The sequence below is a fragment of the Flavobacterium sp. 9 genome, assembly GCF_002754195.1.
Taxonomy (GTDB): Bacteria; Bacteroidota; Bacteroidia; order Flavobacteriales; family Flavobacteriaceae; genus Flavobacterium.
This window is the reverse complement of record NZ_PEEU01000001.1, coordinates 3,661,395-3,687,364: the sequence shown is the minus strand read 5'-3', so window position 1 is coordinate 3,687,364 and position 25,970 is coordinate 3,661,395. Positions and strand designations below refer to the sequence as shown.

Annotated in this window: 21 protein-coding genes and 1 pseudogene; 12 read left to right on the top strand and 10 right to left on the bottom strand. The window is 32.3% G+C overall.

What is annotated here, in order from left to right:
• The first annotated feature begins 27 nt into the window (after window positions 1–27).
• Window positions 28–1,803 (top strand): annotated as a pseudogene (locus tag CLU81_RS15245) (DUF4153 domain-containing protein).
• A gap of 59 nt (window positions 1,804–1,862) precedes the next feature.
• Here CLU81_RS15245 and CLU81_RS15240 read toward each other — a convergent pair.
• From CLU81_RS15240 to CLU81_RS15230, 3 genes are all read right to left on the bottom strand, one after another.
• On the bottom strand, window positions 1,863–4,082 hold the full coding sequence (locus tag CLU81_RS15240) for a hypothetical protein (protein ID WP_099710588.1): 2,220 nt from the start codon (window positions 4,080–4,082) through the stop codon (window positions 1,863–1,865).
• Window positions 4,083–4,170: 88 nt separating this feature from the next.
• On the bottom strand, window positions 4,171–6,858 hold the full coding sequence (locus CLU81_RS15235; protein WP_099710587.1) for a carboxypeptidase-like regulatory domain-containing protein: 2,688 nt from the start codon (window positions 6,856–6,858) through the stop codon (window positions 4,171–4,173).
• 36 nt (window positions 6,859–6,894) lie between these two features.
• Window positions 6,895–7,803, bottom strand: a complete 909-nt coding sequence (locus CLU81_RS15230) for a GLPGLI family protein (RefSeq protein WP_099710586.1) — start codon at window positions 7,801–7,803, stop codon at window positions 6,895–6,897.
• Window positions 7,804–8,028: 225 nt separating this feature from the next.
• On the opposite strand from CLU81_RS15230, the gene CLU81_RS15225 reads away from it, so the two are divergent.
• The 3 genes from CLU81_RS15225 (at window position 8,029) to CLU81_RS15215 (ending at window position 9,800) form a co-directional block, all read left to right on the top strand.
• Entirely contained in the window at window positions 8,029–8,844 is an 816-nt protein-coding gene (locus CLU81_RS15225) for a hypothetical protein (protein WP_099710585.1), read from the top strand.
• Window positions 8,844–9,458, top strand: coding sequence for a deoxynucleoside kinase (locus tag CLU81_RS15220; protein ID WP_041516522.1), 615 nt, complete (start codon window positions 8,844–8,846; stop codon window positions 9,456–9,458). Before CLU81_RS15225 ends, CLU81_RS15220 begins: the two co-directional genes overlap by 1 nt.
• Window positions 9,459–9,614: 156 nt before the next feature.
• Window positions 9,615–9,800 (top strand): type II toxin-antitoxin system HigA family antitoxin, encoded by a 186-nt coding sequence (locus CLU81_RS15215; protein WP_099710584.1) that lies wholly within the window; start codon window positions 9,615–9,617, stop codon window positions 9,798–9,800.
• A 90-nt stretch (window positions 9,801–9,890) separates the two neighbouring features.
• On the opposite strand, the gene CLU81_RS15210 is transcribed toward CLU81_RS15215, so the two are convergent.
• The 5 genes from CLU81_RS15210 to CLU81_RS15190 all read right to left on the bottom strand — a co-directional run bounded on the left by CLU81_RS15210 (window position 9,891) and on the right by CLU81_RS15190 (window position 17,708).
• Complete coding sequence (locus CLU81_RS15210) at window positions 9,891–12,446, bottom strand: sodium-translocating pyrophosphatase (RefSeq protein ID WP_099710583.1); 2,556 nt, start codon at window positions 12,444–12,446, stop codon at window positions 9,891–9,893.
• A gap of 114 nt (window positions 12,447–12,560) precedes the next feature.
• Window positions 12,561–13,091, bottom strand: a complete 531-nt coding sequence (locus CLU81_RS15205) for an inorganic diphosphatase (protein ID WP_065449271.1) — start codon at window positions 13,089–13,091, stop codon at window positions 12,561–12,563.
• Between the two features lie 132 nt (window positions 13,092–13,223).
• The gene (locus CLU81_RS15200) at window positions 13,224–13,823 is read right to left on the bottom strand and encodes a DNA-3-methyladenine glycosylase (RefSeq protein WP_099710582.1); all 600 of its coding nucleotides are present in this window, start codon (window positions 13,821–13,823) and stop codon (window positions 13,224–13,226) included.
• Window positions 13,824–14,161: 338 nt separating this feature from the next.
• A complete protein-coding gene (locus tag CLU81_RS15195) occupies window positions 14,162–16,663 on the bottom strand; it encodes a DUF5686 and carboxypeptidase-like regulatory domain-containing protein (RefSeq protein WP_099712777.1) in 2,502 nt (833 codons plus the stop codon).
• Window positions 16,664–16,730: 67 nt separating this feature from the next.
• Window positions 16,731–17,708, bottom strand: coding sequence for a pyruvate dehydrogenase complex E1 component subunit beta (locus CLU81_RS15190; protein ID WP_099710581.1), 978 nt, complete (start codon window positions 17,706–17,708; stop codon window positions 16,731–16,733).
• 493 nt (window positions 17,709–18,201) lie between these two features.
• On the opposite strand from CLU81_RS15190, the gene CLU81_RS15185 reads away from it, so the two are divergent.
• The 4 genes from CLU81_RS15185 to CLU81_RS15170 all read left to right on the top strand — a co-directional run bounded on the left by CLU81_RS15185 (window position 18,202) and on the right by CLU81_RS15170 (window position 21,779).
• A complete protein-coding gene (locus tag CLU81_RS15185; protein WP_041516527.1) occupies window positions 18,202–18,948 on the top strand; it encodes an electron transfer flavoprotein subunit beta/FixA family protein in 747 nt (248 codons plus the stop codon).
• A gap of 146 nt (window positions 18,949–19,094) precedes the next feature.
• Window positions 19,095–20,063, top strand: coding sequence for an electron transfer flavoprotein subunit alpha/FixB family protein (locus tag CLU81_RS15180; RefSeq protein WP_099710580.1), 969 nt, complete (start codon window positions 19,095–19,097; stop codon window positions 20,061–20,063).
• A gap of 164 nt (window positions 20,064–20,227) precedes the next feature.
• Window positions 20,228–20,851, top strand: a complete 624-nt coding sequence (locus tag CLU81_RS15175; RefSeq protein ID WP_099710579.1) for a bifunctional nuclease family protein — start codon at window positions 20,228–20,230, stop codon at window positions 20,849–20,851.
• A gap of 76 nt (window positions 20,852–20,927) precedes the next feature.
• Entirely contained in the window at window positions 20,928–21,779 is an 852-nt protein-coding gene (locus CLU81_RS15170; protein ID WP_099710578.1) for a thymidylate synthase, read from the top strand.
• A 37-nt stretch (window positions 21,780–21,816) separates the two neighbouring features.
• Here CLU81_RS15170 and CLU81_RS15165 read toward each other — a convergent pair whose 3' ends face one another.
• Window positions 21,817–22,113, bottom strand: a complete 297-nt coding sequence (locus CLU81_RS15165; RefSeq protein WP_099710577.1) for an isoamylase early set domain-containing protein — start codon at window positions 22,111–22,113, stop codon at window positions 21,817–21,819.
• A 236-nt stretch (window positions 22,114–22,349) separates the two neighbouring features.
• On the opposite strand from CLU81_RS15165, the gene CLU81_RS15160 reads away from it, so the two are divergent.
• The 4 genes from CLU81_RS15160 to CLU81_RS15145 all read left to right on the top strand — a co-directional run bounded on the left by CLU81_RS15160 (window position 22,350) and on the right by CLU81_RS15145 (window position 25,223).
• Window positions 22,350–22,688: a 2TM domain-containing protein gene (locus CLU81_RS15160; RefSeq protein ID WP_099710576.1), complete on the top strand. Its 339-nt coding sequence runs from the start codon at window positions 22,350–22,352 to the stop codon at window positions 22,686–22,688.
• A gap of 19 nt (window positions 22,689–22,707) precedes the next feature.
• A complete protein-coding gene (locus tag CLU81_RS15155; protein ID WP_099710575.1) occupies window positions 22,708–23,190 on the top strand; it encodes a dihydrofolate reductase in 483 nt (160 codons plus the stop codon).
• A gap of 577 nt (window positions 23,191–23,767) precedes the next feature.
• Entirely contained in the window at window positions 23,768–24,499 is a 732-nt protein-coding gene (gene ubiE, locus CLU81_RS15150; protein WP_099710574.1) for a bifunctional demethylmenaquinone methyltransferase/2-methoxy-6-polyprenyl-1,4-benzoquinol methylase UbiE, read from the top strand.
• 1 nt (window position 24,500) lies between these two features.
• Window positions 24,501–25,223 (top strand): porin family protein, encoded by a 723-nt coding sequence (locus CLU81_RS15145; RefSeq protein ID WP_099710573.1) that lies wholly within the window; start codon window positions 24,501–24,503, stop codon window positions 25,221–25,223.
• Window positions 25,224–25,232: 9 nt separating this feature from the next.
• Here the strand turns inward: CLU81_RS15145 and CLU81_RS15140 are convergent, their stop codons facing one another.
• On the bottom strand, window positions 25,233–25,961 hold the full coding sequence (locus CLU81_RS15140; RefSeq protein ID WP_099710572.1) for an RNA methyltransferase: 729 nt from the start codon (window positions 25,959–25,961) through the stop codon (window positions 25,233–25,235).
• Window positions 25,962–25,970: the final 9 nt, after the last annotated feature.

Below are 25,970 nucleotides of genomic sequence, written 5' to 3'. Positions count from 1 at the left end.
TTACTTTATACAAAATAACTGACCAAAATGAGTAGACTTCCTTCGTTTCAAAACGTTCTAAATGCAACACTAAAAACAATTCTTAGATTTCCGTTAGAAATTATAACCGCTATTTCCGGAACTATTTTAGCCATTATTCTAAGTGAAATAAAACACAATAATCCTAATAAAGAACTCTATCAAAAAGCCTTTATGAGTTGTTCTTTATGTTTGGTTTTATTTCTATCTGTTAGCTTATTTTTCATAGCTTCAAAAAGGAATAATCTTATTCGCTTTATAGCGAGTTTAGTACTTGGTAGTTTAATTGCACTCTTCGTTTTTAACTTTCATAAAAATATTACTCAGGTAGAAGTACAACAATTTTTAGTACTTAATATTGCTTTACATTTACTGGTTTCATTCGCCGGTTTTTTACCAAAAGCTTACAATCAGAATGAATTTTGGGAATTCAATAAACGACTTTTCCTCCGAATTTTAACAGCCATTTTGTACAGTATTGTATTATATAGTGGTTTGGCATTGGCAATACTTGCAGTTGACAAATTGTTCAACGTAGATTTTTACAATAATATTTACCAGCATATCTTTTATATTATTGGAGGAATCTTCAATACATTATTCTTTCTAAACGGAGTTCCGGAAACCAATAATGACAAAGTTCCTCTGGTTTTAAATTATCCAAAAGGACTTAAAAACTTCACTCAATTTGTATTATTACCTTTAATAAGTCTTTATTTGGTGATTTTAATATGTTATGAAGCCAAAATATTAGTCACACTTTCTTTGCCTGTAGGCTGGGTTTCTTATCTTGTTTTAGTATTTGCTATCTTCGGAATTCTGTCTTTTTTACTGGTACATCCAATCGCGACAGAAACTGGAAATCTATGGATGTGAACTTTCAATCGTTGGTTTTATTTCCTGCTAATTCCGTTACTTGGATTGCTTTTTTGGGCGATTTTATACCGAATCAATCTTTACGGATTTACGCATGAACGTTATTATGTTTTACTATTATCGGTTTGGCTTTCTATCGTTGTGGCGTATTTTTTAATTCAAAAGAATCCCAAAATAAAATTCATTCCTATAAGTATGTGTCTCGCCGGATTATTTTCTCTCGTTGGTCCTCAAAGCGCAAATTTCGTTTCAAAAAGCAGTCAATTATCGCGATTTGAATCTTATATGCAAAAAACAGATAATAAGAAACTAACTTTCGAACAAGAACAGGATTTCAGTAGTATTGTTACTTTTTTAGAGAAAAATTATGGGCTCGAAGTTATGCTTCCGTATGCTGATAAAAAATTAGATGCATTATACAAAAAAGATAAAGATCCAATCGCACGTGAAATTGTAGAAAGTTTAGGCTTTAAATATCGCTCTGAATATGACCGAAAAGACGATGCAAATGATTCTTTTTATTATTATTTCTCTGAAAATAACGATAATGAAGTGAAAAACATTCACGACTATGATTTTATATTCACTATAGGCCAATCCGATTCTTTTGAATGTAACAACTGTATCACTATAGAAAACAAAGCATATTCTATAAACACAAAATCAACAGATTATGGTCAGGATTTACAAATTAACAAAGACATTATTCCTCTTAAAATAGACGATTTCATCAATTCAAATTCTGATTTTAATGACAATTACAATTCAGATAAAGAAATCGAGCAAAAAATTGAGAATTCAAAATACAGCATCTTACTGACCTATTTAAGCGCCAATGGTTCAATTGAAAACAATAAAAAAACTCCAACCAATTATCGAATAAAAGTGATGGTAGGAATAAAAAAATAAAAAATAACCCGATAAGAATTTGAATCTTATCGGGTTATTTTTTTGATAAATTATAATATTTAATACGTTCCGTTTTGCATTTTAGTCAACGTTTCTTTAATCTCTGTTGCTGTTTCTTCTTCTACAGTATCGTTTAGATATTTTACAGCCAAAGCTTGCGTTTCAATCGCTTTTTGCTTCTGATCATCTTTGTAATATAACTGCGCCAAAGTATCTAAATAGTAAGGATTATTTTTAGAAACAATCAAACTATACTCTGACCAGCTAATTGCAGATTTTAAAAAATTCGAATTCTGTGGTTTCAAAACTACTGTCCAAGCCGTAGAATTAGCCAAATTTGAATGGTATTCTTTAAAAGTTCTCCAACCATCATATTGATAATCTGAACTATTATCTAAAGCAGAATACATAGCATCTAATTGCTCGATTGCACTTCCTTTTCCTGATGTCAAATGAGTATTAAAATAAGAACTAAACTCTTTTAAATAAGTAGTATTCGAACCGTCTTTATCCTCTGCTTCACTTAAATACGTAAAGTAATTTTGGTAACAATCATAATTTGCTTTATTCGCAGCAATTAGCTTTTTATAAACTGAAATTATCTTACTTTGATTTCCATCGGCTGAACCTTTCTCTTCAGCAACGTATTTATTTTGTTGTAAAGCAGTTGTTATTTCGGTGTTCAAACTACCAATCGCATGAACTTCTCCTTCTATACTATTAAATGTTAATCGCTCTGCTTCAATAGCATCATATTGTTTTATCAAATAATCTATAGCCAGAAAATCTGTATCATTCAAAACTCTGTCCTCGCTAAGAAACTGTTTTGAAAACCCTTGATTTTTAATTTCTTTCAAAATTGTTTCTACCAAATACATATTTGGTTTTGTATCTTTTTGATGTCCTTCAATTAACTTTTTCCAGGTTTGATCAACTGTTTTTTGATCTATAACAACTTTTGTTAACTTAAAATCGAGAGTATCATTTTCAGTTGTTTCGTACTCATAAGGGATTTCCAGACTTGCAATCTTATTAAGTGCCAAAATCAAATTAGCATCTGTTGCTTTTTTATTATTAAGTACTTTATTGAAATCATAAAATGCATTTACTCTTTTTAGTTTTTTACTGAAACCGTCGTAGTAATTAAACTGATATTGTTTGTCTGTCAATTTAGATTTTGAAGTTGCCAAAATTACTCCATCACCATTTAATACAGCAAGACTTGGATTATCCTGAATTTTGTTCGTCTTAAGCCATTTTTTATCATTGGCTGTAGCCAAATAATAATTGAACAAATCATATTGCGGATCATAAACTTCATACATATTGTATCCAACTTGTGTTTCCTGATCTTTTATAAAAGTATCAAAGTCAGCTTTCGCCGAAAGATTTTTACCATCAACAGCAACTACCAGAAATTTACTTTTAGATGCCAAAGTTGCCGCAATAGCTTTCTTTAAATCATTTTCTACTTTAAATTTAAAATCAATTTTAGGAGTTGCAGCTTCATCAACATAAGCGCTATCAACCGAAACTTCTGTACTAAAACCATTATCTGCAAGCGCATCTTTTCCCGGATATGTAAAACTAGAAACCGTTTTATTTTCGAGAGGAATTACTTTTGAAACGTTATCAGGTTGAGCATCTTTAGCATTTACAAACGCGATTGGATTTTTTCCGCTTTGTTCAGAAATCATCAATTCATTTGTCTTTTTATCAAAATAACCCGAAATATTTAAATCTCCCAAAGCATCCAATTCGTACTTAATTGTAGCTTCTGAAGCATCTTTTGGCAAAGCATATTTTGAGATTTTACTTTCGCCTTGATAATCTTCATAAACCAAATACAAATAATCAACATGATCGATTTCAAACTCTAAATCAGTTTTTACCCAATCAGGATCTACTTTACTTCTAATGTCTGTTATTTTTTGATATTGAACTGGTTCAGTTCCGTTTTGTGTACCAATATAAAAGGTATAATAAGAAGGTTCTAAAAATGTGATTTTAACCTTTTTTGCATTTTTATCATTCTTAAAAGCAACATCAAATGCAGCTCCGGATTTTGCAGTTTGAGTAAATACCAATGAATCTCCTTTGATTTTATAATCGCCTGAATAAAAAACTAATTCATATTTATTATCGTCTAATAGATTTAATCTGATTTTTTGACCTTTGTTTGTAGATAGATAAGATCCTTTTTCAATGCCTTTTGTTTGAGAAAAAGAAACAGATATTAAACAAAAGAACATCAGGAAACTCCATAAAAAATTACGCATGCTTAGGATTTTGTTTGTTAATAGTAAAACAAAGATATTTCTTTCTTTACTAAAACAATCATTAAAGCGTAAACTTTGTACGAAAATACTATAAATTATATTTCATCGAAAAAATGATGTAGCGCGGCTGAACTGTATATTGCGAAACTCTGGTTGAAAACTGCGAGAAGCTGTCATCATTGAGATATTTTGTATTTAGCAAATTAGTTGCTGCAACTTTATACTCCCATTTACTGTCCTTTTTTTGATATACCAAACTTGCATTTAAGAAGTCATATTCATTATCAACCGTTTTATTTCCATTGTAATAATGGTAAAACTCGTATTCAGAAACAAACGAAAAACTATCCAGAAAATAGTAATCTAATCTTGCAAAAGGTTTGTCTGTATAATACGTCGAACCGCTGTATTTATTGATCAAAGCGTTGTATCCAAACTCAATATTAGGAAGGTTTTTATAGTTTGTTGAAGCTTTTACGGTATAACTTTGACTAAAACTCTCTGTCGTTGCCAAAACATTATTCTGAATATTATTAAATTTCGACCAGTTTAAAGTTGCATTAACAGAAGCTTTGTAATTCTTAAGGAAAGAACGTCCATAATTTCCCATTCCTGAAAAGGTTTCATCAGCCAAATTAGAATTATAAGGCACTGATGACTGGTTTATTCCTGTAAAATCTGCTGCAGTTTTTATAGCGTCTACTTTTTTAGTGTAAGTTGCGTTCGCAAAAATGTTTTCAAAATTGAACATATTGTATTTAAAATAACGCAGCGAATGTACCTGTGACGTTGCATTTTCTAAAGTACGATTCCCACGGAACAAACTACTATAATCAGACAAAACATAACCGGAAGCCAATTGATTAATATCTGTAAAATCATTCGTTAAGGAAAAATTATACGTCAAAGTTTCTGATTTTTTAATTTGATATAAAGCGAAGAGATCAGGCAGGACTTTTACAAAATTCTGAGAATAATCAGTCCCTAATTGTGTGTTTTTCATTCCGTATGAATGTACACTTACTCCAGGCGTCAACGTAAATTTTCCGGTCAGTATCTTATAATGAAATCCCAGAAAAACATCATCAAAATCATATTTAACCTGATTGTTATTTTGCGGATCATTCAGATCATTTTTATCTCCATTATCCAACATTTGGAAAATATGGGAATTAAAACCCTGATAAGAATATGTATTTCCTAAAGTGATATTGATGTTACTTTTTGGTGTTACCATATAATAGTAATCCAGTTTAGCATCCAATTTATTGGTTTTGACAAATCGATCCTGATTCAGATCATTTCTATTTTGTCCTGGCACATATCCGGATAAATTAAAAGGCTGAGTTCTTAAATTGGCATTATAAAACGGATTTTCATCCTGATATAAATGCTGCATTTCAAAAGCAAAAATATTCTTGTCACTTTGTGTATAATACAAACTCAGATTTTGATTTATAGAAGTTGGATCTTGTTTTTTATTCGTCAAAATAGTTTCCAAAGTCGAAGCGCTATTTACAATAGATTCACGCAACAAATCTGTGTCTTCATCTTGTTTCGATAATTTTGTTAAGATATCATAATCAAACTGAAATTTATCGTTGGGTTTATAAGTTGAACTTAATTTAAAAAGTCCCAGATTATTTTTTTGATGCGTTAATTCATCTCGTTTTTGCTGATCTCCAGAATCTAAAATTGTAGTTTGTGATTTGGTTTCAAGATCTGTTTTTGAAGTTGACAGAATTCCAAAACCGCTAATATTCCAAGCTTTCGTCGGCGAATAGGAGAAGTTTGTAGCACCAAATTTAGTCTCGATTTCTTTTGCGCGATTATTTCTCAATACCGAAATTCCTAAATCATTAGAAGAAACATTAAAATTGCTTCCGCCCTTTTTCATCATATTTTTAAATCCGCCCGTAAACTTAAAATAATCCTGTGCCGTTAAGGGCAATTCACCAATATTATTAAAATTAGTAATTAAATTAATGCTGTATTTTGGACTGTAATAAAACAACTTCGGATTAATAATATAACGACTATCCAATTCTGCAACGCCAATTCCTGCGGTTACATCTCCAAACCAAAAATTCTTTTTTCCTTCTTTCAGTTTAATATTCATTGCGACATTATCCTGATCATTTTCTAAACCTTTTAAAGCGCCAATTTCATTATAATTTCTTAAAACCTGAATTTTATCAATCGCATCTGCCGGAATATTTTTAACGCCCAACTTGGTATCTCCATCAAAAAAATCTTTGCCTTCAACCATTAATTTGCTGACTTTTTTTCCTTCGACTTCGATTTCTCCGTCAGCATTTACTTCAACACCGGGAAGTTTTTTCAAGACGTCTTCCAGTTTTTTCTCCGTTCCGGATTTAAACGAATCTGCGTTGTAAACAATTGTATCGCCGCTTATCGAAACAGGCATTTCGCGAACGATTTCAACGCCTTCAAGCTCAATTCCAGTATCATCCATAACAATGTTTTGAATGATATTTTCAGTCTTGGTCGAAATAGCAATTTCTTTTGATTTCATTCCAAGGTAACTCACCTTAACTGTATAAGAGGTATTTGGCTTCAAAGTCAATTGAAACTTTCCTTTATCATTTGTAATTCCATAAGAATCCATTGCTTTTGTAGCAGTATTTACAGCCATGATATTGGCCATTTCTAACGGATTCTTTTGCTCATCCTGAATAAAGCCATCAAAGCGAACACTTTGCGCAAAAGAAATAGTGGTCATTAAAAAAATGACAAAAAGGAGTATATTTTTCATTGGAAAAAAATCTAAAGATGATAGGTAACTTAAAGTTTATCTTCTAATCATGGTAGGACCAGCTCCGGGACCACCATCGCGTCCACGATTCATTTCTCTAAATTCTTCCATTTTTTTAATTACGGTATCATCATAATCTTTTTGAGAGATTACTTTGCCTTTTGTAGGTGGTTTTATTGTAACTTTTTCTTTGGCATTCAAAACAATTTTCGAACACAAAATAGTAGTTTTTCCATCATTGATTTCTAAAATCAAACCTGGCAAACCCCAATAATTTTCAGGTCCTTGATTTATCGGAATTTCTGGCGAATACCAAGCAGTTACGGTAATTTCTTTTGGCATTTCAAAATTATCTTCAAAATTGGTTTTGGTTTCTCCTGAAGTTTTCTTTACAGCGTCTTTCTTTTCTTCAGGCTTTTTATCGTCGTTATTTTTTGGTCTGAAATTTCTAAAATCACTTTTACTCGCTTCTTTTACTGCTGTCGCTTTATAACAGGTATATCCACCAATTTGCTTAGTTTCCTGTTCTAATTTCCAGTTTAATTTTGGCAAAGAATCTACCACTAAAAATTCTTTACCCATAAATTCTTTATCAACTGTATATGATTTACTTTTTACATCTTTATAAAAAGTTCCGCCGCCGCCCATAAGTCCTGCCATAACACGAAAACCTCCTTGTTGTCCCGGAGATTCCAGTTTTTCTTCTTCTTTATAAATAGAAGTCGACTTATCAAAGTTTAAAATAAAAGTCTTTTCAAGCATTTTCTTCATTCGCTCCTCAATATTCTTTTGCATTTCGGGCGTAATGTCGCGATTTCCGCGCATGCCTTCAAACTTAGGAGCTTGCGTTTTTGACTCATAAACGGCCATTCCCTGAAAATCTTTCTGCGCCTGAACTTGTGTGAAAACAAGTATCAAAGACATATATAAAATTATGTTTTTCATTGTATTTGATTTTAAATTTTGCAAACCAGATAAAGCTTACATTTCAAATGTATTATTAATTTTAAAATACTGAAAATTAAATATATCAATCCTTTTAGTATATAGACAAAACTGCTTATTCTTTAGACCATTACAATTAAAAGAGGTTTCACATATAAATCTACTTCATTTAAGCAATTCCTACTTTAGTTTTTTGTAATTTGGCTCTTCATAAATCAAATTCTCATGAATAAAACGGCACTCAAATTTTTATTTCTTCTTTTTGCTGCCTGTTTTTATTCTGCTGTTTCTGCACAAAATCAAACTATAAAAGCGACATTAATTTCAAATTTCAGCAATAATTCTGATGCCTTTTTAGGTTATGATTCTTTTGGATATTATTATCAGATAAAAAACAATGTGTTTAGTAAAATCAAAGGAAAAGAGATTTTTGAATACAAGAATGTTTCCTTGGGAGAAATCACAAAAGTTGATTTGCAAAATCCCTTAAAAATAGTGCTGTTTTACGAAGATTTCAATACTGTCGTTTTATTAGACAATCAACTGAATAAAATGACTGAAATTAATTTCACATTAAACAATACTCCAATTGTTGTAAACGCGATTGGAATGTCTACTCAAAATCAGTTGTGGATTTACAATGTCTTAAACCAACAAATTGGACTTTTTGATTATCTAAATAATGATTACAAAACAGTTTCTACTCCATTTACCGAGACTATAAAATATTACCAAACCGATTTTAATACTTTTTACTGGATTGATAAAAAAAACAACTTTTTTTCCTGCGATATTTTCGGGAAAGTTAGTGCATTAGGAAAAGTCCCTGATTTTGATAAACTTGAAGTCATTTCTTCTAAACAATATATTTTCAGCAAAGCTAATTTGTTGTATTTTAAAGATATTAGCAAGTCAAATTTAAATACGATTTATGAAATTGAAATTTTAGAAAAATCGTTTGATAAATTCTGTTACAAAGACCAAATTTTATCTATTTTTACATCTAAAGAAATCACAAATTATAAAATCGTAACACCGTAATGCACATAGCAATAGCAGGAAATATAGGCGCAGGAAAAACAACTTTAACCAAATTATTGGCGAAACACTTCAAATGGGAACCTCATTATGAAGATGTAGTTGATAATCCTTACTTAGACGATTTCTACCACCAAATGGAGCGTTGGTCGTTTAATTTGCAGATTTACTTCTTGAATAGTCGATTCCGTCAGGTGTTGCAAATTCGCGAAAGCGGAAAGAAAATCATTCAGGACAGAACGATTTATGAAGATGCTTATATTTTTGCTCCCAACTTATATTCGATGGGCTTAATGACAAGTCGTGATTTTGAAAATTACACTTCTTTGTTTGAATTAATGGAATCGTTGGTAAAAGCGCCTGATTTATTAATTTACTTAAGAAGCTCTATTCCTAACTTAGTAGGTCAAATTCACAAACGCGGACGTGATTACGAAAACTCTATTTCGATTGATTATTTAAGCCGTTTGAACGAAAGATATGAAGCTTGGGTACAAACTTATACTAAAGGAAAATTATTGATTATCGATGTTGATAATATAAATTTCGTTGATAATCCTGAAGATTTAGGAAACATCATTAATAGAATTGATGCTGAATTGAACGGGTTATTTTAGAAACACGAATTGCACTGATTTACATAAATAAAAAAATGCCTCTAAAAATTTAGAGGCATTTTTTTATTTCTAAAGCTTTGCTAAATCTTATTCTTGTAGATTATTTCCTATATTTACTAAATCTATTCATATATAGATTTAGTAAAAGGTTACAATATGGAAATAAAGCCTATAAAAACAGAAAAAGATTATGACTTGGCTTTAGAAAGAGTAAATGTTCTTTTTGACGCCGAGCCTAATACAGTTGAAGCTTACGAATTAGATATTTTAGTAACACTTATTGAAAAATATGAGCAAATACATTATCCTATTCCAGAACCTGATCCAATCGAAACTCTCTAAATAAAAAAATGCCTCTAAGTTTTAGAGGCATTTTTTATTTTTAAAGCTTTGTCAAAGTTTAAAACTTTGACAAAGCTATCAAGTTATTCTTTATTTAGCTGCTTCGATTTTTGCTTTTACTTCAGCTTCTGTGCCTTCATAAACTTCTGTAGTTGTCTTGTCATTTACTGTTTTAGTAACGGTTCCAACTGTTACTCCATTAACCGTAGATAAATTAACCTCAAGTCTGTTTTTACTATATTTAGTAGTATCAAAACAATCTGTTCTCTGGTTGTTTACATATTTTCCGTTTGCATCATAATGCGCCAAGCATTTTGCTGTTTCTTCGGCAGTGCAACCTTTTTCTTTACAAGCTTTGATACATTCTTCTTTAGTCATACCTGACAAGTCTCCGCATTTAGAAACTCCGCCTGCATGCATTTCAGTTTTTGCACAACATGAACCTTTTTCTACCATAGCTGAAGCAGAATGTCCATCACCTAAAATAGGCGCAACTACTAAACCAATCAAACAAGTTAATTTAATAAGAATGTTCATTGATGGTCCAGATGTATCTTTAAATGGATCTCCAACTGTATCTCCAGTTACTGCAGCTTTGTGCGCATCAGAACCTTTATACGTCATTTCGCCATTGATCATAACTCCTGCTTCAAAAGATTTTTTAGCATTATCCCAAGCTCCTCCGGCATTGTTTTGGAAAACTGCCCAAAGAACTCCAGATACGGTAACTCCAGCCATATATCCTCCTAACATTTCAGCTATTAACTGGTTGTTATCTGCGTAAACTAATTTACCTAATAATACTATTGCAATTGGAAAACCAATTGTTAGGATTCCTGGCAACATCATTTCGCGCAAAGCAGCTTTTGTCGAAATTTCAACACATTTTCCGTATTCAGGTTTTCCGGTTCCTTCCATAATTCCAGGAATTTCTTTAAACTGACGACGCACTTCGTAAACCATATCCATTGCAGCTTTTCCAACAGAATTCATGGCTAAAGCCGAGAAAACTACCGGAATCATTCCACCAACGAATAACATGGCTAAAACTGGTGCTTTAAAAATATTGATTCCATCAATTCCTGTAAAAGTTACATAGGCAGCAAATAATGCTAATGACGTTAACGCTGCAGATGCAATCGCAAAACCTTTTCCTGTTGCTGCAGTTGTATTTCCAACTGAATCTAAAATATCTGTTCTTGTACGAACTTCTTTTGGTAATTCGCTCATTTCGGCAATTCCTCCAGCGTTGTCAGATATTGGTCCAAAAGCATCAATTGCAAGCTGCATAGCTGTTGTTGCCATCATTGCAGATGCCGCTAAAGCTACTCCGTAAAAACCTGCTAATGCATATGAAATCCAGATTGCTGCTGCAAACAATAATACCGTTGGAAACGTAGAAATCATTCCTGTTGCCAAACCTGCAATTACGTTTGTTCCTGCTCCTGTTGATGATTTTTGTACAATTGCCATAACGGGTTTTGTACCTAATCCTGTATAATATTCTGTCACCGATGAAATAGCTCCACCAACTACTAATCCAACTAAAGTCGCATAGAAAACACGCATTGATGAAATTGCTTTTGATCCTTCGCCAAAAAATGTCATTTGCATTGTTTCCGGTAACATGTGCTGTACTAAAAAGAAACAGGCAACTGCAGTTAAAGCAATTGAAACCCAGTTTCCTATATTTAATGCTTTTTGTACTTGTGCTTCTTTAGCATTATCGTCAGTAATTTTTACTAATAATGTTCCTATAATAGAAAATATAATTCCGAAACCGGCAATTGACATTGGCAATAAGATTGGTCCAATTCCGCCAAAAGCATCCTGAATACTTCCGCCCATATCTTTTATAACATAGTTTCCAAGTACCATTGCTGCTAAAACAGTTGCTACATATGAACCAAATAAATCTGCTCCCATTCCGGCAACGTCTCCAACATTATCTCCAACGTTATCTGCAATTGTAGCAGGATTACGCGGATCATCTTCTGGAATTCCAGCTTCAACTTTACCAACTAAATCTGCACCAACATCGGCAGCTTTAGTATAGATTCCACCACCAACTCTGGCAAACAAAGCAATTGATTCTGCACCAAGTGAAAAACCAGCTAATGTCTCCAAAACAACGGTCATTGTTTCTGTATCTTTCCAAACTCCGCCAGAAAATAAATTAAAGAAAATTATAAAGAAAGCTGTTAAGCCTAAAACGGCTAATCCTGCAACGCCTAAACCCATTACGGTTCCTCCGCCAAAAGAAACTTTTAGTGCTTGTGGCAAACTTGTACGTGCGGCCTGAGTTGTTCTTACGTTTGTTTTAGTTGCTATTTTCATACCTATATTACCTGCATAAGCCGAAAAAAGCGCTCCAAAGATGAATGCTACTACAATTAATAAATGCGTTTTTACACCCGGAATAAAAGTAATTCCTGCTAAAGCTATACTTGCAATAATTACAAAGATGGTTAATAGTTTATATTCTGCTTTTAGGAAGGCCAGTGCTCCTTCGTAGATGTAATCTGAAATTTCTTTCATTTTACCATCTCCAGCATCTTGTTTTAAAACCCAAGTCCTTTTTATTCCCATGAAAAGTAATCCTAAAATCGCCATGACAATTGGCAAGTAAATCATAAATGCATTCATAATATAGTAATGGTTTTTGGTTAATAGTCAATAAACTAACTAAAACGAATTTAAACAAAAAAGCAATACTCCTAACGGTAGTATTGCTTTTTTTATAATAGAATAAGGTAAAAATTATTTAATACTAAATAATCCCTCTGGTTTATTTTCAATGTCATCAAAACGCTTAGTACACTCAGCAATGATTGCAAATGCTTCGTTTACGTCTCCCCAACCTTCTACATCTACTTGTTTGTTTTCAAGATCTTTGTAAACCTGGAAGAAATGCTCGATTTCTTTCAACAAGTGTCCATTAATATCTGAAAGGTCATTTAATGAATTCCAGATTGGATCTGAAACTGGTACACAAATGATTTTTTCGTCTGGTCCTTTATCATCTGCCATATGGAAAACACCAATTGGTTTTACTTCAATAACACAACCAGGGAAAGTTGGCTCGTTTATTAAAACTAATACATCAAGAGGGTCTCCGTCAAGTGCTAAAGTTTCTGGAATAAATCCGTAATCAGCCGGGTACATCATTGAAGAGAATAACATTCTGTCGAAACGCATTCTTTTGATTTCAAAATCATACTCGTATTTATTTCTGCTTCCACGTGGTATTTCGATTAATACATCGAAAGTCGTTAGTTTGTCTGCGGTCATTTTCGTTTTTTATTTTTTCTATAATTTCGATTGCAAAAGTAACTAAAGAATCCTTTTTTACAATGAAAAAAGTACATTAATCTATGTATTTATTCATTAATTAATGTACTTTTCCATTTATATAACAGACAGTTAATAAGTAATTTTCCTGTTTCGCTTATTTAAGTAATAATGCCACAGCAAATATGTCGCATAAGAACGATACGGACTCCATTGTTTTGCATGAATTTCCATTTCTTGTTTGTCTTGAATATCAAGCAATTCCTTGATGGTATTTATGACTGCAATATCTCCCAACGGAATTAAATCGGGTTCCTGTAAACAAAACATCAGGTAAATATCAATAGTCCAATTTCCGATTCCTTTTAGTTTAATGAGTTCTTCCCGTACTTGTTCTGCAGATTTTGTGGCGAGACTTTCTATATCTAATTCTTTGTTTAAAACAGCTTCTGCCAAAATTTTGATATACTTTGTTTTTTGCCGACTTACGCCAAGGTTTCTAAATTCTTCGTCTGACAAAACCGACATCGTTTCCGGATTGCAAGTTGTGTAAGCTTTGATTTTTAAAAATGTGGCTTTCGCCGAATCTACAGAAACCTGTTGTTCGAGAATTAACAAAACCAATGTTTCAAAACCTTGCGGACGCTTTGGAATTGGAGGCAATCCATATTTGTCGATAATTTCCTGAAATATTCGATTTTTGGTTGATAGAAAATCTATGGCTTCTTGCATACTTGATTTTTTTTTAGCCCCGATTACTTCACTTAACTTTCATTTTAATCGGAGTTCAGTGAACTTCGTTTGAAGCGGTATCCTTTTTCTGGCTTCTTTAGCCAGGAAAAGATACAAGCGGATAGCGGGAATAGCTTCTAAAATTAATTAAAAAAAATCTCTCAAAGTCACAGAGTCGCGAAGTTTTGTTTACACACAGATTCTACAGATACAAATTCTAAAATTTTCATCTTTAAAATAAATTATTAGAGTTTGTATGAAAAAAAATAAGCATAAAAAAAGTCGCAAAGACCTAAACCTTTGCGACTTTGTAACTTTGATCCTTTGCACCTTTCTAATTAGAAATAGAATCCGAAAGATCCTTTTACTGCAAATTTATTAGCATCAGGTGTATTTAAATAACTTCCTCTCCAAGAGAAATCAATTCGGAAAACTTTAAAGATATTTCCGATTCCTGCGTTATATTCCCAATACACATTTTCTGGTGCATTATAAGGTTGGTCTGAAGCATTTATAGCTCTATTAGCGTTTGAAATTGTTCCGTAAACTCCTTTTACTCCAACAAATTCTCTCCAGTTTAATTTTCTCATAAATGGAATTCTTGCGAATAATCTTCCTCCAAAATCATGATTCCATTGCAAAGTTGTGTACTGATCTGTTATGAATTCGTAGAAATTTAAATTACTAAACGTATTTTCTATAGTAAAATAAGTCTGGTTTCCGGGAATTACACTCATTAATCCTAACGGAATTGTACCAAATGTTTTTCCGGTTTCAAGGATAATATTTGATCTTCCTAATGGTCCTATAATAATAGGCTGTTTGTAATATAATTGTATCTTTTCGTAAGCGAAATCACTTTGCATCACTCCTTTTAGTCCATAACTAAAATTCACAAAGAAATGGGTGAACGGACTATCAACAAGATCACGTTCTACTCCAAAACCAATCGTTTTACGTTTTGGCATCAATTCGAACTGAACATTCGCTTCAAACTGTTTTACTGCACTTTGTACAACTCCTGCAGGATTTACGGGCGTTGGTAAAGTGGTGTAATAATCTAAACTAAAGGTTGGTGATGCTGATTCTAATGTTCTATAAGATACACCAGCCGAAACAACAAAGTTTTTAATTGGCTCCATTTCTACAGAAACATTGCTCAAATTAATATTGGTTAATTTCCCGTTACTTCCTGTTGTAAACAAGGCAGATGAAGCAAAACTTCGTCCTAAAATATCATTTGTAGTAGTTAAACTGGCTCCAATTTGTTCAATATCACGCCTGTTTCCCCCAGAAATTATAACACGTTTTTGTTTATCAACCATCCATTTACCAGAAACTCCGTATTTGAATTTATTGTCGTCAAAACCGTAAGCGGTGTAAGCTTGCAAACGCCAAGGATCGTTTGGTCCAAAGTACGTTCTTCCTCCTACTCTTAATCGTAAACCTTCCACTTCGTTGTAACCAAATGTAGAGAAAATGGGTCCGTAATCGAAGTTTTTAAACTCGACATAACCACTTCCTAAAATAGAAACTAAACTATAAAGTTGCTTGAATCGCTTGACGGTTTGCAAAGTATCTAACATTTTGTAGATTCCTGCTTCGTCTTTATTTAATTTTTCGAAACGATTCTCATCCCAAAATTCGGGCGGTCGATCATAAACAGCATTGTCTATATAATTGACTTCTTCTTTATAAAACTTCTCTGGTTTAGGAATATTGAATTTATGATTTCTAAATAAAGTCGTTCGCTTTCCGTAAACGCCTTTTGATTTTTCTTTTTTATTCAAAGCAAAATCCGACATCATATAATCACGAGTTAATAGAAAAACAGAATCGTTTTCTACTTCAAACTCTTGTTCGATATAAATATCTTTTACCCAGTTAATATTGGCGCTTTTGGTAACGCCCATATTAATTTTTTTAATCGCAAAAGTCGTATCATTTACCCAGAAATCTCCTTTAAAAGTCAATTCATTTTTTCGTCTCGGATAAAAAACGATATTATAACACCATTTTTTGTCAATATAAGCACTGTCTTTTAAGACATAGTTATACACATCAATTCCCGTTCTTGAAAGCGGACTTGTAAAACTTTTATCAAAAAATTTAAGGTGATTGTCGTAGATATTGTAATCTGAATAAAGGTCTTTTACAAATGCCAGAATTTGTTGATTTCCGTTAAATCCAGAGGTTTTACTTCCTGTAATATTTTCTTTTGTTTTCTTTAATTTATTATCTCCGTAAACATCATATACTGATTCGTTGATAAAAATAGGCAAGTATGTTTTTCCGGTAACTTCAGATGTATCAACGTGATTAAAGACAAACTCCATTCCTTTGAAGAGTTTGTTCTTCATAAAAGCACTGTCAATTGTGTTCATGTCGAACTCAACTTTCTCGTACTTTTGCATTTGATATTGATTGAATTGGTACAAACCGTTTTTACGTTTTCGTTCCCAAATTTTTCTCAATATATCTAGCGCCGGATTATTCTTTTTGGATGTTTTTCCTGTAAAAATTACAACTTCATTCAATGCTTCGGCTTCGCTCAAAACAATTTTAAAATCATAATTTACAGCTTTTTCCAAAGGAACTTCGCGATCTGAAAATCCTGCTGATGTAATTAATAAAGCGGTATATGTATTTGGTGATTCCAAATAAAAACGACCATCTTCATTAGAAACTATTCCGATATTTGAACCTTTAAAAACAACATTAGCAAATGGAACAGGCTGATTAGTTTTATCCAAAACAATTCCACTCACTTTAGTTTGTGCAGTAGCAATATTCACAATAGCGAATACAAAAAATAGGCTGAGTAAAATTATTTTCTTTATCATCTGGCAAAAAAAAACTTCATCAATTAATATGACTGATGAAGTTTTAAGAGTATTGTTTAATTTACTATTTGTACATTACTTTCTTTACTGCTTTTACTACATCAGCTGCGTTTGGCAACCAATCTTTTAGTAAAACAGGAGAGTAAGGTGCTGGCGTATCAGCAGTAGTAATACGTTGAATTGGCGCGTCAAGGAAATCAAAAGCTTGTTCCTGAACGATATATGTAATTTCAGATGAAACACTTGCAAATGGCCAAGCCTCTTCTAATATCACTAAACGGTTTGTCTTTTTAACAGATGTAAGAATAGTATCTTTATCCATTGGACGAACTGTTCTTAAATCGATAATTTCACATGAAATTCCTTCTTTTGCTAATTCATCAGCAGCAATAAAAGCTTCTTTAATGATTTTTCCGAAAGAAACAATTGTAACGTCTTTTCCTTCACGTTTAATATCAGCAACCCCTAATGGAATTGTATATTCTCCGTCTGGCACTTCACCTTTATCACCATACATTTGCTCAGATTCCATGAAAATCACAGGATCATTATCACGAATTGCAGATTTTAAAAGTCCTTTTGCATCATAAGGAGTTGAAGGCACAACAACTTTAAGTCCCGGAGTATTAGCAAACCAGTTCTCTAAAGCTTGTGAGTGAGTAGCTCCTAATTGTCCTGCAGAAGCAGTTGGTCCACGAAAAACGATAGGCACATTAAATTGTCCTCCTGTCATTTGACGCATTTTAGCAGCGTTATTTATAATTTGATCAATACCTACTAAACAGAAGTTGAATGTCATATACTCAACAATAGGACGACAGCCGTTCATAGCTGATCCTACTGCAATTCCTGTAAAACCAAGCTCAGCAATTGGAGTATCGATTACTCTTTTTTCGCCAAACTCAGCAAGCATTCCTTTTGAAGCTTTGTAAGCTCCATTATATTCTGCAACTTCTTCGCCCATTAAATATATGGATTCATCGTGACGCATTTCTTCGCTCATCGCTTCACAAATGGCCTCTCTAAATTGTATTGTTCTCATATTTATATTGTATGTTGAATTTTCTGAAGAGCAAAAATAAATATTTTAAATAACTTAAAAGCATAAATTAGATTTAAAATCACACGAACTTCCTCTCGCCTTCCGCTTTTTAACTTTTTAAAATTTATTGTGATAGTTACGAAATCGATGTAAAAGCATCTCTTTCATTCCTAAAACAGTTTTCAGACAAACTCTACTTTTTTTGTTGGATTCTTATTTTTACAAAATTCTTCCTTTAAAACGTAACAATTGAAATTGTAGTATATTTCTAACCAAAGTTTAACAGTTGTTCATACTTACAGCATTACAAAATTCCTAAGAATCAATAGAAATGACTGCATTATCTCTTTTGGATTACTATGAAATAGCTTCAAAATTTCAGAATCTGCGAAATCGTAATAGTTTTCAAAAAATATTATGCGTGCATAGTATATTATTCCGATTTTAATTTCTAAATTTGTAAAAGAATATTATAAATATAAAATATATACTTATGAAAATATTAGTTTGCATCAGCCACGTGCCTGATACTACTTCAAAAATCAACTTCTCCAATGGTGATTCAGAATTCGATACCAATGGTGTACAATATGTAATTAATCCTAATGACGAGTTTGGTCTGACACGTGCAATTTGGTTTCAAGAGCAACAAGGTGCAACTGTAACTGTTGTTAATGTTGGAGGTCCTGATACTGAGCCAACTTTACGTAAAGCATTGGCAATTGGTGCAAACGAAGCTATTCGTGTAAACGCAAATCCAACTGATGGTTTTTTTGTTGCAAAACAACTTGCAGAAGTAATTAAAAATGGTGGTTACGATCTTGTAATTGCAGGAAAAGAATCTCTTGACTATAATGGTGGAATGGTTCCTGGAATGATCGCAGGAATTTTAGGTTCTAATTTTTTAAATTCTTGTACAGCATTAACTGTTGACGGAAATAATGTAAAAGCAGTTCGTGAAATCGATGGTGGAAAAGAAACTGTAAGTACAACTTTACCATTAATTATTGGTGGACAAAAAGGTCTTGTTGAAGAAAAAGATCTTCGTATTCCAAACATGAGAGGAATTATGACTGCAAGAACAAAAGCTCTTACTATTCTTGAGCCGGTTGACGCTCCTGTAAATACAAAAGCGGTAAAATTTGAAAAACCAGCTCCAAAATCAGCAGTAAAATTAGTTTCTCCTGATAATTTAGATGAGTTAATCAATTTATTACACAACGAGGCTAAGGTGATTTAAGATTGTAGAATTTAGATTTTAGATTGCTGATCGCAACGCAAAATCTAAAACTCAACATTTGATTCACTTCAAAATCTAAAATCAATAATCATTTTAGATTTCAATTTTTAAAATCTGAAATCTAAAATCTAAAATCTAAAATTATTATGTCAATATTAATATATGCAGAATCTGCAGAAGGAAAATTTAAAAAAGTTGCTTTTGAATTAGCTTCTTATGCTAAAAAAGTAGCAGAAACTTTAGGAACAACTGTAACCGCTTTAACAGTTAACATTAGCGACGTAAGCGAGTTATCTAAATACGGAGTTGATAAAGTATTAAAAGTAAACAACGATAAATTAGCAGGCTTTACAGCAAAGGCTTACGCCGATGTTATCAAACAAACTGCTGAAAAAGAAGGAACAAAAGTAGTTTTGCTTTCTTCGACTACAGATAGTATTTATCTTTCATCATTAGTTGCAGTGGCTTTAAATGCTGGTTTCGCTTCTAACGTTGTTGGATTACCAATTAGCACTTCTCCTTTTCAGGTAAAAAGAAATGCTTTCTCAAACAAAGCTTTCAACATTACTGAAATCAGTACAGATGTAAAAGTTCTTGGATTAGCTAAAAACTCTTACGGAATTTTCGAAAGTGCAGGATCTGCAACTGAAGAAGATTTTAACCCAACAATTGGAGACAATGATTTTGGAGTAAAAGTAGAATCTGTAGAAAAAGTAACAGGAAAAGTTTCTATCGCTGATGCTGACGTTGTAGTTTCTGGCGGACGTGGATTGAAAGGTCCTGAAAACTGGGGATTAGTAGAAGATTTAGCTGCTGTACTTGGTGCTGCAACTGCATGTTCTAAACCAGTTTCTGATTTAGGATGGAGACCTCACAGCGAACACGTTGGACAAACAGGAAAACCAGTTGCAACTAACTTATATATTGCAATCGGAATTTCTGGAGCGATTCAGCATATTGCTGGTATTAACTCATCAAAAGTAAAAGTGGTTATCAATAATGACCCAGAAGCTCCTTTCTTTAAAGTAGCTGATTATGGCGTTGTTGGAGATGCATTCGAAATTGTACCTAAGTTAATTGAGAAATTAAAAGCTTTTAAAGCTCAACATTCTTAATTTAAAAATCTCTATAAAAATATAGCTGCCTAAAAACAAGATAATCGTATCTTTGTTTTAGGTGGCTTTTTTGTTCCATATTTTTTGATTAAAATTGCACCTTTATTTTTCAATCAAAAAAAGTACTAAAATGAGGCATTAATTGCCCTTTTTTACCCACATATATGAGTCTAGTAAAATTATCCATAAAAGGAATTTCATACAGTCAAACTCAAAATGGCGCTTATGCCTTAATTTTGAATGAAGTCGATGGCGAAAGAAAATTACCTATAGTTATTGGTGCTTTTGAAGCACAGTCAATCGCTATTGCTTTAGAAAAAGAAATAAAACCTCCTCGTCCGTTAACACACGATTTGTTCAAAAACTTCGCCGAAAGATTTGATATTGTCGTAAAACAAGTGATCATTCACAAACTTGTTGATGGCGTTTTTTATTCCAGTTTAATCTGCGAAAGAGATAAAATTGAAGAAATTATCGATGCGAGAACTTCTGATGCAATTGCATTGGCATTACGTTTTAATGCTCCAATTTTCACTTATAAAAACATTTTGGACAAAGCAGGGATTTATCTAAAATCAAATACTGCCGAAACAGATCAGGGTTCTCAGGAAATTGATGATGTACTTTCAAATCCGGAAACTTTTGGACATGAAGAAGAAACAAATCAATCCGGAGATCTTTATGCAAAACATAGTCTACAGGAACTAAATGAGCTTTTAGATCAGGCCGTTTCTCAGGAAGATTATGAAAAAGCTGCAAAAATCAGAGACGAAATCTCGAAAAGATAAAATTATTGTTTAATCGTTGATTTGTTTATTCGTTAAATCGATTAAACAATTAAACGAATAACCGAATAAACAAAAAATGAAACAATACTTAGATTTAGTAAAACACGTTTTAGAAAACGGCAATCAAAAAGGAGACCGAACCGGAACCGGAACAAAAAGTGTTTTTGGTTACCAAATGCGTTTTGATTTAAGTGAAGGTTTCCCAATGGTTACAACCAAAAAATTACACTTAAAATCGATCATTTACGAATTACTTTGGTTCCTAAAAGGCGATACAAATATTAAATATCTTCAGGAAAACGGAGTAAAAATCTGGGATGCATGGGCAGATTCTAATGGAGATTTAGGACCTGTTTATGGACATCAATGGCGTAATTGGAATAGCGAAGAAATTGATCAGATCTCTGAATTAATTACAGAGCTTAAAACAAATCCAAACAGCCGCAGAATGTTGGTTTCAGCATGGAATCCTTCTGTTTTACCGGATACCAAAAAATCATTTGAAGAAAACGTAGCCAATAACAAAGCTGCTTTACCTCCTTGTCATGCGTTTTTTCAGTTTTATGTAACAAGTCCAGATACTGAAAAAGGAGAAACTAAAGGAAAATTATCTTGTCAATTGTATCAACGAAGTGCTGATATTTTTTTAGGAGTTCCTTTTAATATAGCTTCTTACGCTTTATTGACTATGATGATTGCTCAGGTTTGCGATTTAGAATATGGAGAATTTATCCACACTTTTGGAGACGCACACATTTATAACAATCATTTTGAACAATTAGAATTGCAATTGACTCGTGAGCCAAAACCATTACCAAAAATGATTTTGAATCCTGAGATTAAAAACATTTTTGATTTTGATTATAATGACTTCACTCTTGTAGATTACGAACCACACGCCGGCATTAAAGGAAGTGTTGCTGTATAAATATAAAAAAATCCGCTTAAATATTAAGCGGATTTTTTTATACAACTAAAACGCTGTTTTCGCTTCCCGCAAAATCATTCCATTTATAAGAATCTGCCTCAGGATCATTAACATAACTTCCGTCAATTATATACTTAAACTCGTAAATTGCATCTTTTACTAAGTCATAAGTAGCTTTAAAAGTTCCGTTTTTTAACTTACTTAAAGTTCCTTCTTCAATATTCCAGTTGTTGAAATCTCCTACAACTGCAGCCGAATTTGCATCTTTAGCATCAATAGAAAATGTTACTTTAACTACCGGCTTCGTTTTGATAAATTGTTTTTTCAAAGACATAACTATTTAGTTTTTAGATTCATACACTAAATTACACAAATCAAATGAACTTTTAATATCAGCACAATCGATTTACGATAATATCAAAAACGTCCTATTATTTAAATCATATCAATAATTTATGGCGTCATAAATTTTGCATTCTGAATTCGTAACTCATTTTAAAACAAATATTATGACTTCAAAATATTGTGTTTTCAAAATAAATTTTAACTTTATAATCTCATTTACATCACATGGAAAAAGAAGTACACGAACAATACGAATATGCCAGGAGAAGACTCAAGCAAAAAAAAGTGCTTTATTTTCATTTTGTGCTTTTTCTACTAGGAGGATTATTTTTATTTGTGGCTAACAGATTTTTTGGTTTTGGTGATTCCACCAACCAAAATTGGTGCATTTGGGCTATAACAATATGGTTCTTTCTCTTTATTTTACACTTTATAAAGGTTTACATTACAGACCGTTTTATGAATAAAAAATGGGAAAGAGAACAAATTGACAGACTTGTTGCTTTACAGCAAAAAAGAATTACTCAATTAGAATCCAGAATAAATGAGGATACAGAAAAATAAAATTTAGTTTTAGAATACCATGATTATAATGATAGCGGCTGTTGCCGAAAATAATGCCCTTGGAAAAAATAATGAATTGGTTTGGCACTTGCCGAATGATTTTAAAAGATTCAAATCGCTTACAACCAATCATCATATTATTATGGGAAGAAAAACTTTTGAGAGTTTCCCTAAACCATTACCTAACCGAGTTCACGTAATAATTACACGCCAAACAGATTATAATCCGGAAGGTTGTATTGTTGTTGATAGTATTGAAAAAGCAATTGCTGCATGTCCTGAAAACGAAGATTCATACATTATTGGCGGAGGCGAAATTTACAATCTGGGATTACCTTATGCGGATATTATTGAAATAACAAAGGTGCATCATACTTTTGAAGCTGATACTTTCTTTCCTAAAATTAGCGAAAGTGAATGGCAACTTGTAGAAACAGAAGAAAATTTTAAAGATGAAAAACATCTTTATGATTATACTTATGAAACTTACATTAAGAAATAAAAAAAAACACCCTCTTTTGGAGGATGTTTTTTAAAACGATTGATTTTTAGATCTGCCTCTTTCGAGAAATAGTTTTGGAAAAAAAATCACAAATGTCATAGAGACATCTGAAACAACTGAATAACATAAATGTTAAATTGAGAACAAGTCTCAAAAGAGCCTTTAATAACAAATACCACTAAGATATTAAAGGCAAGAAATTAAAATTTCCAAAAACAAATTTAATCCTAAGAACGTATTTCGCACTTTTAAAGAGTATTGACCCCAAGAACAATACTTTCAAAACCACTTTCAAGAACAAACGAATTACCAGTGCAAAAAAAGCATCCGTTTGATTTGAGTCATTTATAACTACCAATCATTAAATCTTTATCATTTTTACTTTAGCAAATGTGGGCATTAAATAGATGCTTCACAATACCCACTTTTGGTGATTTTTTCAAAATACCCACTTTTGGTGATGCCAAAACACACTTATAATTAAGCGCAAATAATCATTCTGAAAACATTTGATTTACAAATAAAAAAACTCAATTACAGTTAACCTAGATTGTTTATATTTGCCTAAATAAAAAAAATGTCTGAAAAAATAACCCCATATAAAGACTCTTCTTTAGGCAAGAAAGAGCAAGTTGCCCAAATGTTTGATAACATTTCTGGGAACTACGACAATTTAAACCGTGTAATATCTTTTGGAATTGATGTTAAATGGCGAAAAAAAGTATTGAAAATTGTTTCGGATACAAAACCAAAAATCATTCTTGATATTGCAACAGGAACTGGCGACCTGGCTATTTTAATGGCACAAACTAATGCCGAAAAGATAATTGGACTGGACATTTCTGCCGGAATGCTTGAAGTTGGAAAAAAGAAAGTAGAAGAAAAAAAACTATCTAATGTTATTGATTTAGTTTTAGGAGATTCTGAAAACATACCTTTCGAAGACAATTATTTTGACGCTATAACTGTTGGTTTTGGAGTTCGAAATTTTGAAAATCTGGAAAAAGGTTTTTCTGAAATATTAAGAGTTTTAAAGCCAAATGGTGTTTTTGTAATCTTAGAAACATCTGTACCGGACAAAACACCATACAAACAAGGATATAGTTTTTACACTAAAAACATACTGCCAATTATAGGGAAATTGTTTTCTAAAGACAATTCTGCTTATGGTTATTTATCTGAATCTGCTGCGGCTTTTCCGTATGGAGAAAAGTTAAACAATATTTTGAGAAAAATTGGGTTTATAGATGTTGTAGCTTTGCCTCAAACTTTTGGTGTTGCAACCATTTATTCTGCGTCTAAAAAATAGTATGAAAAAAACTGTAATCTTAATTTTATTAGTCTTATTATCCTCAAAAGGATATTCGCAATTTGCTAAAAGTATGTTTAGCAAAGATCCTATCATTAATCTTGAAAACTGGCAAAAGCAACGCCTGTATTTTGGATATTATTTAGGATTCAACAGTTTCGATTTTAAATTTGACTACAAAACCCCGGTTCCGGATGATATTCAGGTAAAAAAAACAACGGGATTTAATGTTGGAGTTGTTGCTGATTTAAGATTGCAGGAATATATTAATTTGCGATTTGAACCAGGTTTGTATTACACAAAACGCGATTTATATTATCCGCATCTACCTGGGGAGTCTACATCTTTTTATTTAAGAGAAGTAAACAGTACTTATATACACTTTCCTTTATTATTAAAATTCTCTTCTTTAAGAACAGGAAACATTCGTCCTTATTTAGTTGGAGGATTGTCTACTACATTAAACTTATCGAGCAACGCAAAATCAAAAGACGACAACTTTGAAGGGAAATTCAGAGTTAAACAATGGACTGCGGCTTATGAAGTTGGTTTTGGAATTGACTTATTCTCTGAATATTTCATTTTCTCTCCTTCTATTAGAGGAATGTTTGGTATAAACGACGAACTAATTCGTGATAATCCTGCAAATGGAGCAAGTCCCTGGACAGGTAACATTGATTCTATGAAGTCTCGAGCAATTTTAATTAATTTTACTTTTCACTAAAACAAAAACCTAACTGTTTCGTTTAAACTCACTAAGGATAATTGCCGTTGCGGTCGCTACATTTAAACTTTCTGTTTTTTGCAGCTCGCCAAATCTGGGAATTGTGAGACGGCTTGTAACTATTTTTTCAATCTCTGCCGAAATACCATTGGCTTCATTACCCATGACAATAATTCCGTTTTGAGGTAAATTTGATTGATAAATATTATCTCCGTCCATAAATGTACCAAAAACCGGCAAATTTGTCTGATTGATAAAAGTTTCTAGATTAACATAATTTACGTTTACTCTGGCAATAGAACCCATTGTAGCTTGGACAACTTTTGGATTATAGATATCGACTGTTTCTTTCGAACAAACAATCTGCTTAATTCCAAACCAATCGCAAAGACGTAAAATCGTTCCTAAATTTCCGGGATCACGAATGTCATCTAAAGCTATAATCAAACCTGAATCAATTATTTTATTTTCGGCAGGAATTTTAAAAACTGCCAAACAAGAATTTGGAGTTGTCAGAGCGCTTATTTTTTTAAGTTCCTGCTCGTTTATAAGGGTTCGTTTTGAAGACTGAACTTCTTCAAAATCATTTAGAGTGGTGTATAAATGCTCTAATTCAAAATTGGATTGCAACAATTCTTGAATTACTTTTACTCCTTCGGCGAAAAATAATTGATTTGCAAAACGTTGCTTTTTTTGATGTAAACTTGAGATAAGTTTTATTTGGTTTTTACTAACCATAAAATAATG